The organism is Bacillota bacterium, from assembly GCA_030705925.1.
Lineage (GTDB): Bacteria > Bacillota > Clostridia > Oscillospirales > Feifaniaceae > JAUZPM01.
In genome coordinates, this window is sequence record JAUZPM010000074.1 from 1 (window position 1) to 9755 (window position 9755).

Sequence of the window (9755 nt, forward strand, 5' to 3'; positions counted from 1 at the left end):
AGATGTCTGACACTTTTCTCTTTTCATCATTAAATCGTTTCTGCTGTTTTTTCTTGCTGTCGGAATTGAAATAAATGATATAGTTTTCAGGCATTTTAATCATAAAACCGGAATAAAGCTTTTGATTTTTCACCTTTAATAAATCATTAACCTGTATCAGGGATGCACCGACAACATTTCCACAAGTTACAACAGCAAAAATATATGGATTTCCAACCAACTTGATTTCACTTAAAAATCTGATTATTATATTGGGGATTCCCCAGAAATATACTGGGAAGACAATTCCGATTCTTTCGGCGTTCATCTCAGTTTCCGTATTGAATTTTGCAATATTTAAAGTCTCACATTCCTGCAATATTCCTGCAATATCCTTTGCAACCTGCAAACTGTTACCTGTCCCGCTGAAATAAAAAATGACATTTTTCATCGTATTCACCCTTTCACACTTTTACAACTATCGAACTGTTTTATACAAAAAAGCAGGCTACAAATCAATATTTGAAGCCCGTTTTCCTACTTTTCTATAAAATCAAACGCATTCTTTATATCAATGAGCAGTTCTTTGTTCACATGAGCCACCAGATATTTGCCGTTCTTTTTTGTTTCGATCAGCCCGGCATTGTTCAGTTCTTTTAAATGATGAGAAATCGTCGGCGCGCCAATGCCCAGTTTCTGCATAATCAAAGAGATTGTGCAATCACAGCGCGTCTCGAAATTTTTCTCATCACTTTTCAAGATGCTGAGAAAAATTTCAAGCCTGTTTTCGTTTGACAGCGCTTTATATACTTTTGTCAATTGATGAGTGGTCATAGTAATCCTCACTTTGACAGTTATCGAATTGTGGTTATTTTATCATGTCGTCCAACTGATGTCAATGGCACTTATAAAAACATAGTTACAGCAATAATTCTCCTGTTGCAAACAACCCCGGTTACACTTAACAGAGTATTAATATTGACGTCTAGATTTGGCAAGTCTGGTCAAAAAGATATTAAGTGCAATCACATATGTCTATAACCTTACCAGCAGACAATGCTGATACATTCTGAAACTTTGTTTTATATAGCAAAAAACCCCTTTTTCAAGGGGTTTTCTGCCCTCTGAGATTGCCCCAAAGGTGTCTTAATTTGGTGCCGGTGACCGGGGTCGAACCGGTACGGTGTCGCCACCACTGGATTTTGAGTCCAGCACGTCTGCCAATTCCATCACACCGGCATATCAGACTGCTATAATTATTAACAGTCTGAAGCTTTAATATTATAAAACAAAAGAAAAGTTTTTGCAAGTATCAGTTGCAATTTATTTTTTGATTAGCTTTCGTAATGACTCCTGCTATATCTTTAGCGATTTCGTTAATCTCGTCAAAATCCTTGCCCTCGACCATTACACGGATAAGCGGTTCTGTGCCCGATGCCCTAACTATTAATCTGCCCTTTCCCTCGAGCTCAGCATTGTATTTATCGATCAGGTTCAGCAATTCCTCGTCATCAGTATGCGCTTCTTTGTAACTGCGCGTAACATTCACGTTGATGAGAACCTGGGGATATTTCTCCATGATTCCGCCAAGAGCAGACGCTTTCACCTTGTCTTTATAAAGGATCTGAAGCAGTTTTACCGCTGAAAGCATTCCGTCTCCCGTTGTTGCAATATCACCGAAAATAATATGACCTGACTGTTCGCCGCCTATGGAATAACCGTTTTTCAGCATTTCCTCAAGCACGTATTTATCGCCGACTTTCGTCATGCTCGTATTTATTTCATGATTGCTCATGCACTCAAAAAATCCGAGGTTTGACATAGTTGTAACAACGGCGGTATTGTTCTTAAGCATATTCTCCTGTTTAAGCTTTGTTGCAAAAATCGCAATAAGCTTGTCGCCATCGATCAGTATGCCGTTTTCATCAACAGCCAGCATACGGTCGCCGTCACCGTCGAACGCAATGCCAACTTTGGCGTGGAGGCGTGTAACAGTCTTTGAAAGTTCTTCTATATGAGTAGAGCCGCATTTCTCATTTATATTGATGCCGTTAGGTTCAGCATTTATTACTGTGGCGTTAACGCCGAACATATGTATAAAGCGAGGAATAATAGCTGATGTCGCACCGTTTGCGCAGTCAAAAACTACACGGAAATCTTCAAACGTTGTGTCCGTATTGTCAAATAAAAACCTGACATAATCATCAATCGCACGCTCAGGCTTTATAATTCTGCCGATTTCCTCACTTGACGCCATTTTTTCCTTATCCGACTCGCCTTTTACAATTTCCTCGATCTCATCTTCAAGCTCATCGCGCAGCTTAAAGCCCTGACCGTTGAATATTTTTATTCCGTTATGCTCAAAAGAATTGTGTGAAGCAGATATTACAACGCCAGCGTCAGCGCCGTATTTACGTGTAAGGTAAGCAACCGCCGGCGTAGGAATGACACCGCATGAGATAACGTCTCCTCCAACAGAGCAAATGCCTGCCGTCATTGCAGCCTCAAGCATGTCAGAAGAAATGCGTGTATCTTTGCCTATCATAATTTTAGGTTTATGTTTAGTATCCTCAGTCAGTACAACCGCGGCTGCCTGCCCCAGTTTATAAGCAAGTTCACAAGTAAGTTCTTTATTTGCGATGCCGCGGACGCCGTCTGTTCCGAATAATCTTGCCATTGCAATTCTCCCCTAACAAAATATTTATTATTCAAAAGTCTGCTGAGACATGAGTGAAGTCAGCCCCAAATGGTCATAAGCTTTTTTAGTTGCGCATCTGCCCCTCGGGGTTCGATTTAAAAATCCGATCTGAAGCAAATAAGGCTCATACACATCCTCAAGCGTAACCGATTCTTCGCCAATCGTTGCGGCAAGCGTTTCAAGTCCGACAGGACCGCCGCCGAAATTTACGATAATGGAGTTTAACATACGTCTGTCTATGCTGTCAAGTCCAAGCTTGTCGATTTCTAGGCGTTTTAGCGCACTGTCGGCTATTTCTTTCGATATAATACCGTTTCCCTCAACTTCTGCGAAATCTCGAACACGCTTTAACAGGCGGTTTGCGATACGCGGAGTGCCTCGTGAACGAGCGGCAATCTCAAAAGCTCCGTCATCTTCGATAGTAATGTTCAGAATATTTGCACTGCGGCGCACTATCCTTGCAAGTTCATCCGGCGAGTAAAGCTCAAGCCGCAGTATAACGCCGAAACGGTCGCGAAGCGGAGCCGCAATTTGTCCCGCTCTTGTAGTAGCTCCGATTAATGTAAACTTTTTTAAATCAATCCTGATGCTTCGCGCGGATGGGCCTTTTCCCACAATAATGTCTAAGGCATAATCCTCAAGCGCGGGATATAGGATTTCTTCAACACTGCGTGACAGGCGGTGTATTTCATCTATAAACAGTATATCGTTATCAGATAAATTGGTGAGAAGTGCCGCAAGGTCGCCGGGTTTTTCGATCGCAGGCCCGGATGTTATGCGGATATTCACATTCATTTCATTTGCAATTATACCGGCAAGTGTTGTCTTTCCAAGTCCCGGGGGGCCGTATAACAATACATGATCCAAAGCCTCGCTTCTTCTGCGAGCAGCTTCGATAAAAATCGACAGGTTATCTTTTGCTTTTTCCTGTCCTATATATTCATCTATGCGCTTTGGTCGAAGCGTTGTTTCAATATCGCTGTCCTCACCCGAAAGACCAGAGCTTACGATTCGGTTGTCAAGGTCAAATTCCATATTTTTACCTCATAAGAGACTTAAGCGCTATCCGTACGATATCCTCAACGCTCATATCCGCCGTATTGAGGCTTTTAACTGCATTTTTTGCCTCACTTTGAGTATAACCAAGCACCATAAGAGCATCAATAGCCTCGTCGTCTTTCCCATTAGTTGTAAAGTTCAAAGACTGTGCAGCCTGATCGTCGCTGTTTGAAGCGCCGCTTCCGAGCTTGTCCCTAAGCTCCATTGCAATGCGCTGGGCAAGCTTGGGGCCAACTCCCGGCGCCCGTGTAAGCGCTTTTATATCGCCGCGCGCTATACTTGAAGCAAGCGTATCGGGAGTCACTTCAGACAATATCGCAAGCGCAACTTTAGGGCCGACGCCTGTGACAGAAATCAACTGTTTAAAACAAAAAAGTTCATTTTCAGTGTAAAATCCGAATAAATCGATTGCATCTTCTCTGACATTCATATATGTAAAGATTTTAGCCTTCACACCTGTTCCGCCAACCTGTTTCATGGTATTTGCAGTTGTGCTGCACCGAAAGCCCACGCCGCCGACGTCTACGATGATGCTTGAGTCATCCATCCCGGTAATTTCACCTTGTAAGTAAGCAAACATAGCGTTCCCCCTTATATTATCGGAAGCTGAGATGAACTGCAGTGTGCGTGGCATATTGCAAGCGCAAGCGCGTCAGCGGTATCATCAGGTTTAGGGATACTTTTTAGATTTAACATGATCTTCACCATCTGCTGAACCTGATTCTTGTCCGCACGCCCATACCCTACGACCGCCTGTTTCACCTGCAGCGGCGTATATTCGAACACCTGAACGCCGCTCATAGAACCAGCCAGCAGAACAACGCCTCTGCCATGTCCTACGGTTATTGCCGTTTTTACATTCGTATTGAAAAAAAGCTCTTCAACCGCCATTGCATCTATATGATATTTATCAATCGTTTCAAGCAAAAACTCGTATATCTGCCTAAGTCTTACCGGAAGCGGCAGCCCTGCGGCAGTATGGAATGTCGCGTATGTAATAGGCGAGAACTGATTGCCGACATAACGGACAACGCCGTATCCGACAGATGCGATACCCGGGTCAACGCCGAGAATAATCATATAAAACTCCGTATTTAGAAAAATTTTACCACATCATCAAAGATTTTTCAAGAAACCTTTTTCATATAGTTTTTGCGCCGCGAGAACGACGCCGATTTTTGCGGCATTGAACATCACGCCGCCCTGCATAAACGCTGCATACGGCGGTTTTATCGGCCCATCTGCCGAAAGTTCTATCGATGATCCTCCTACAAACGCACCAGCGGCCATAACGACTTTGCTGTCATATCCGGGCATGTCCCACGCCTCAGGGGTTACATATGAATCTATAGGTGAACCGCCCTGTATGCCGCCGCAGAATGCCACAAGCGCGTCAGGGTCATTCAGAATGATTTGCTGAACTATATCTGTTCTTTTATCGCTGAACCTCGGCGAACAGTCATAACCCAGCGTCTCAAAAAGCGCCGCGGCAAAGACTGCGGTTTTCAGTGCCTCACCCACTATCATCGGCGCAAAATATATGCCTCTTAAAATGTTTCTGTTTTGTCCAAGCGTCGCGCCTATCTCCGCTCCAAGCCCGGGTGAAGTGAGACGGTATGAGCAAAGCTCGACTAAATCCGGTCTTCCTGCGATATATCCGCCGGATTCGGCAAAAGAGCCGCCCGGGTTTTTGATAAGCGAGCCGATTATAAGGTCAGCGCCGGCTTCTGTCGGCTCTCTCGTTTCAACAAACTCGCCATAGCAGTTGTCAATCATAATGATACTTTCCGGCGAACCGCTCTTTACGATCCCGCATAATTTTTCAATATATGCTACTTCTATAGACGGGCGGACAGCATAACCCCTTGAACGCTGAAGGTAAACGACCTTTGGCTTGTCCGAAAGTGCAATTTTTATTGCGTCATAGTCCAGTGTTCCGTCTTTTTTAAGCGAAATTTCTTTATATATAACGCCGAATTCTGAAAGAGAGCCTTTTCCCTTCCCGCTTATGCCTATTACTTCGTCAAGCGTATCATACGGCTTTCCCGCAACCGATAACATTACGTCGCCGGGGCGCAAAACCCCGAATAGAGCGGTCGTAAGCGCATGTGTGCCGGACAGCATGAAATGACGCACCATTGCAGATTCCGCGCCGAGTGCGTCGGCAAAAACAGCATCGATAACTTCTCTTCCACGGTCGTTGTATCCATAACCCGTCGTTCCGCCAAGGTCAGCCTCGCTTACCTTATTTTTAATAAATGCGGCAAGCACCTTTTGTGTATTTAATGCAGCGATTTTTTCTATGTTCTCAAACTGCGGCTTTGCAAGCCCCAAAGCTTTATCTGCCGCCGCTGCAATTTTATCAGATATGTTAAAAAAACTGTTAAATTCCACTTTTACTCCCGTTCAAACCATGTTATTGTTTTGTCGCAGACCACTTTGAACCCTAATTTTTTATAAACGCTTTCCGCCGCAGGGTTGCGAAAAGAAATATAGCAGGTTTTCCCCTCGGCAGTAAGGTCTCCAATCAGCTTTGAAACGACTTCCGTTGCAAGTCCCCGGTTCCGATAATCGGGATGAGTCGCAACCGCATATAGATAAGCTCCGTTTTGTGTCTCCACCATTGTGGAAGCAGTGCTGACAGCGTTCTCGCCGTCCACTGCAAAATATGTGCGCGATGAGCTTATATTTATGAAATGCTTTCTTGTTACATAATACCTGTCTAAAGGAATTCCCGGCGACATTTCCGCACTGCAAAGGAGGTCGTAAACAGCCCTGCATTCCGGATAGATATCCATTGGTTTTATCTCAAACTTCGGCGCCTTAACCTCCGGCGTTCCCTCATACCTTGCTAATTTGTAATTTGAGCTGTTCTTGACCCTTTTAAGGTATGGTTTAAGTCTGTCAGCCTCTATAATCCCTGTCTGAAGATCGACAGGATTGCAGAGGTTTATAAGACCTGCTATTTCTTCGAAATCGGCATCCTCATCCGCTTTAAGGTAGATGCTTCCGCCGAAAATAAGCATCACCGTTTCCATCTTATCATTCGATACAAAGCCGTCAAAATGAAAGTGATCCTCCGTGTTGTGGTTTGCTTCGAATATAATCTGCAGTTCCGGTGCATCTTGCAGATATTCTATAATTGCGTTTGTATCAGTCCGATTATATTTCCTGAGCATTTTCCCGTCCGTTTCCGCCGCCTATGCGGCATAAATTAAATGGCTTCGGATAAAGCCGCCTCAATAAGCGTGACGCAGCTTTCCAGATCCTTTTTGTCACACATTTCAGCAGGTGAATGGATATATCGTGTAGGAATCGAAATCCCGCCAGTTATAACTCCACTTTTAGTAAGGTGTATTTCGCCTGCGTCCGTGGCCCCGTCCTCCATTACTTCCATCTGATAAGGAATATCCTTTTCACGGGCGATACGCAAAAGGTGATCGACCATCGCCTTATGAGAAATGATGCCTCTGTCTTTGACTTTTATCGCGGCGCCCTTTCCAAGGTCCACCGCCATTGGCTTAACGCCCTTCATGTCGCCTGTATCGGTCACATCCACTGCAAGAGCATAGTCAGGTTCAACTGAATAAGCAGCGGTTCTCGCGCCGCGCAGTCCGACCTCTTCCTGTGACGAAAAAACAAAATAGCAGTCGTAAAGTGGATTTTGAAGCTGTTCTAAAACCTTCATAAGCACATAACAGCCTGCCCTGTTGTCAAGCGCCTTGCTTATAATCCTGTCGCCCGTCACATCGAATGAACCGTCGATAATGCCAGCTTCTCCGACTGAAATAAGCTTTTGAGCTTCTTCACGGGTATCCGCGCCAATATCTATATAAAAATTCGTTATCTTCAGCTTTGACTTGTCGGCATCTTCCTCACAGTATATAACGCCTTTTACGCCGTTTTGGAATGTAACAGTCCGGCAGCTGAGACGTTCAACATACAAATACCCAAGATTAGTAAAACGCAGATAACCCTTTTCGTCGATAAATGTTACCATAACGCCGATCTCATCCATATGGGCGCTAAGCATGAACTTCGACGCGTCTTTTCTGCCCTGCTTATGAACGATCAGATTGCCCATTTTATCTGTTGTTATATCCGTTGCATAAGAACGGACAGCATTCTCTATATAATCACGCAGTGGGGCTTCATGCCCCGGAAGTGCGGCTATAGCCGTTAAATCTTCTAATAATTTCATACTCTCTCACCTCAATCAAAAAGATGCTCGCTTGTAACAAGCGCTGATGTTAAATCGACTGTCGCTTTAAGATCGCTTTCACTGACAACGCATGATGGCGAATGCAGATAACGACAGGGTGTTGCTATGGCAATAGTTTCAACGCCGCCCTTTGAGCGCTGAATCGCGCCTGAATCAAGTCCTCCGGCAGCGACGTTTTTACTTTGCCATTGTATGCCCGCTTTATCGGCTATACCGCGAGCTTTATTTACCGAATGCGGATCATAAACTGTAGTGCTTTCAATAAAGAAAATTACCGCTCCACTACCAAGCTTTGATGCTCTGCGCGCCTCGTCAACGCCCTCAAAGTCGGCAGCCGTTGTCGTATCTACGACAATAGCAATATCGGGTTCGATTTTGTAGGCTGAAGTATTTGCGCCCTTTGTGCCGACCTCTTCTTCAACGGTAAAGACGAAATAGGTGTCATACAGCGCGGTTTTTTTCGCCGCTTCAATAAGCGCGAGGCAGCCACACCTGTTATCCAAAGCTTTGCCCTTTACGAATCCGTCACCAAATAATATAAAATCGCTGTCAAAAACAGCAGTATCAGCAAGCGCAACTTTTTTAAGCGCGTCTTCCCTGTTTTTCGCCCCGATATCCACCAAAAGCTTTTTAAAATCGGGCGCCTCGCTGCGCTCATCCTTGTTTTGCTGGTGCACAGCCTTGGTTCCTATAACACCCGGAACACCCCGTTCACCAATAAGCACCCTTCTCCCCAGAACAACCCGCGGATCGATGCCGCCCATCGGCATACAGCGTAAAAATCCCTCGTCAGTTATATGCTTTACGACCAGCCCGACTTCATCCATGTGTGCCGCTGCCATCACTTTTTTGCTGCTGTCCATGCCCTTTTTATAGGCAATCAGGTTTCCTAGATTATCAACATAAATATCCGTGACATATGGTTTGAGCTCAAATGTTATAAGCTTCCTGATTCCTCCCTCATCTCCCGACACGCCGCGGGCAAGGGATAAACGTTTTAGTAAATCAAGCATCAGCCCATTCCTCCTTTTTGCTGAGAGCATAGGCTGTAAGAAGCTTTGCTGTATTTTCAAGGTCTTTAAGGGATAATGTTTCTATCCCCGTATGCATGTATTTGAGCGGAATAGAAATAAGCCCTGCGGCAACACCATCTCTTGAAAGCTGGATCTTGTCTGTATTCGTTCCTGATGTTGCGGACATAATCTCAAGCTGATATGGAATCTTCTTTGCCTTTGCAATTGTTTGAAGCGATTTGAATAGCTCTCTTTTTATTGTAGCCGCATAACTGATCATAGGACCCTTATTGAGTTCTCCGGTATCCTCTTTTGAGGCGTCAGGCGTATATGCAAATGAAACATCAAGTGCGATAGCCTCATCCGGGGCAACCCTGTATGTTGCCGTTCTGGCTCCGCGGCAGCCTGTTTCCTCCTGAGCGCTTGCAACCATTACAAGATTATATGGAAGCTGTGTTTTCTGAAGATTTTCAAAAGCTTTGATTATTGCCGAAACAGCTGCTCTGTCATCAAAAGCCTTTCCGGAAACTTGATCGTTCATAAGCTCGATACATTTGCTTTTCTGGGATATGACATCACCGACAGAGACAAGCTCTTTAGCTTTTTCCTCGCTAAACCCGATGTCTATAACAAGTTTATCTAACGATACAGTCTTTTTTGCTTCTTCTTCAGTTTGAAGATGCGGCGGCTGACAGCTGACAACGCCATAAACATCTTTTCTCCCGTGAATAATAACTTCCGATGCAAGAAGCGTGCGTTTGTCAACGCCGGTAATATCAGCAAA

At 44.6% G+C, this 9755-nt stretch carries 11 protein-coding genes and 1 tRNA gene; all 12 read right to left on the reverse strand.

Features of this window, described 5'->3' with window-relative positions:
• The coding region (locus Q8865_09885; protein ID MDP4153728.1) for an EFR1 family ferrodoxin at positions 1-430 on the reverse strand (430 nt) is incomplete at its 3' end.
• Between the two features lie 86 nt (positions 431-516).
• Entirely contained in the window at positions 517-813 is a 297-nt protein-coding gene (locus Q8865_09890) for a metalloregulator ArsR/SmtB family transcription factor (protein ID MDP4153729.1), read from the reverse strand.
• A gap of 318 nt (positions 814-1131) precedes the next feature.
• Positions 1132-1218, reverse strand: a tRNA-Leu gene (locus tag Q8865_09895).
• Positions 1219-1291: 73 nt separating this feature from the next.
• The gene (gene glmM, locus Q8865_09900; protein ID MDP4153730.1) at positions 1292-2656 is read right to left on the reverse strand and encodes a phosphoglucosamine mutase; all 1365 of its coding nucleotides are present in this window, start codon (positions 2654-2656) and stop codon (positions 1292-1294) included.
• Between the two features lie 27 nt (positions 2657-2683).
• Positions 2684-3712: a Holliday junction branch migration DNA helicase RuvB gene (gene ruvB, locus Q8865_09905; protein MDP4153731.1), complete on the reverse strand. Its 1029-nt coding sequence runs from the start codon at positions 3710-3712 to the stop codon at positions 2684-2686.
• A gap of 4 nt (positions 3713-3716) precedes the next feature.
• Positions 3717-4316 carry a Holliday junction branch migration protein RuvA gene (gene ruvA, locus Q8865_09910; protein MDP4153732.1) on the reverse strand — a complete coding sequence of 200 codons (600 nt, stop codon included), beginning with the start codon at positions 4314-4316 and terminating at the stop codon, positions 3717-3719.
• Positions 4317-4327: 11 nt separating this feature from the next.
• Positions 4328-4816, reverse strand: a complete 489-nt coding sequence (ruvC, locus tag Q8865_09915) for a crossover junction endodeoxyribonuclease RuvC (protein MDP4153733.1) — start codon at positions 4814-4816, stop codon at positions 4328-4330.
• Positions 4817-4852: 36 nt separating this feature from the next.
• Positions 4853-6130 carry a methionine gamma-lyase family protein gene (locus Q8865_09920; GenBank protein MDP4153734.1) on the reverse strand — a complete coding sequence of 426 codons (1278 nt, stop codon included), beginning with the start codon at positions 6128-6130 and terminating at the stop codon, positions 4853-4855.
• A 2-nt stretch (positions 6131-6132) separates the two neighbouring features.
• On the reverse strand, positions 6133-6915 hold the full coding sequence (locus Q8865_09925) for a GNAT family N-acetyltransferase (GenBank protein MDP4153735.1): 783 nt from the start codon (positions 6913-6915) through the stop codon (positions 6133-6135).
• Between the two features lie 35 nt (positions 6916-6950).
• Complete coding sequence (locus Q8865_09930) at positions 6951-7937, reverse strand: M20/M25/M40 family metallo-hydrolase (protein ID MDP4153736.1); 987 nt, start codon at positions 7935-7937, stop codon at positions 6951-6953.
• Between the two features lie 11 nt (positions 7938-7948).
• Positions 7949-8971 carry a M20/M25/M40 family metallo-hydrolase gene (locus Q8865_09935; GenBank protein ID MDP4153737.1) on the reverse strand — a complete coding sequence of 341 codons (1023 nt, stop codon included), beginning with the start codon at positions 8969-8971 and terminating at the stop codon, positions 7949-7951.
• Positions 8964-9755 (reverse strand): M20/M25/M40 family metallo-hydrolase (locus Q8865_09940; protein ID MDP4153738.1); only part of this gene is annotated, 792 nt, incomplete at its 5' end. The genes Q8865_09935 and Q8865_09940, both read right to left, overlap by 8 nt.

What these genes read in the sequence shown, in the direction of transcription:
- Q8865_09930 (MDP4153736.1), bottom strand. Translation starts at nt 7,937, where the DNA reads ATGAAATTATTAGAAGATTTAACGGCTATAGCCGCACTTCCGGGGCAT.
- Q8865_09935 (MDP4153737.1), bottom strand. Translation starts at nt 8,971, where the DNA reads ATGCTTGATTTACTAAAACGTTTATCCCTTGCCCGCGGCGTGTCGGGA.
- ruvC (MDP4153733.1), bottom strand. Translation starts at nt 4,816, where the DNA reads ATGATTATTCTCGGCGTTGACCCGGGTATCGCATCTGTCGGATACGGC.
- Q8865_09925 (MDP4153735.1), bottom strand. Translation starts at nt 6,915, where the DNA reads ATGCTCAGGAAATATAATCGGACTGATACAAACGCAATTATAGAATAT.
- ruvA (MDP4153732.1), bottom strand. Translation starts at nt 4,316, where the DNA reads ATGTTTGCTTACTTACAAGGTGAAATTACCGGGATGGATGACTCAAGC.
- ruvB (MDP4153731.1), bottom strand. Translation starts at nt 3,712, where the DNA reads ATGGAATTTGACCTTGACAACCGAATCGTAAGCTCTGGTCTTTCGGGT.
- glmM (MDP4153730.1), bottom strand. Translation starts at nt 2,656, where the DNA reads ATGGCAAGATTATTCGGAACAGACGGCGTCCGCGGCATCGCAAATAAA.
- Q8865_09890 (MDP4153729.1), bottom strand. Translation starts at nt 813, where the DNA reads ATGACCACTCATCAATTGACAAAAGTATATAAAGCGCTGTCAAACGAA.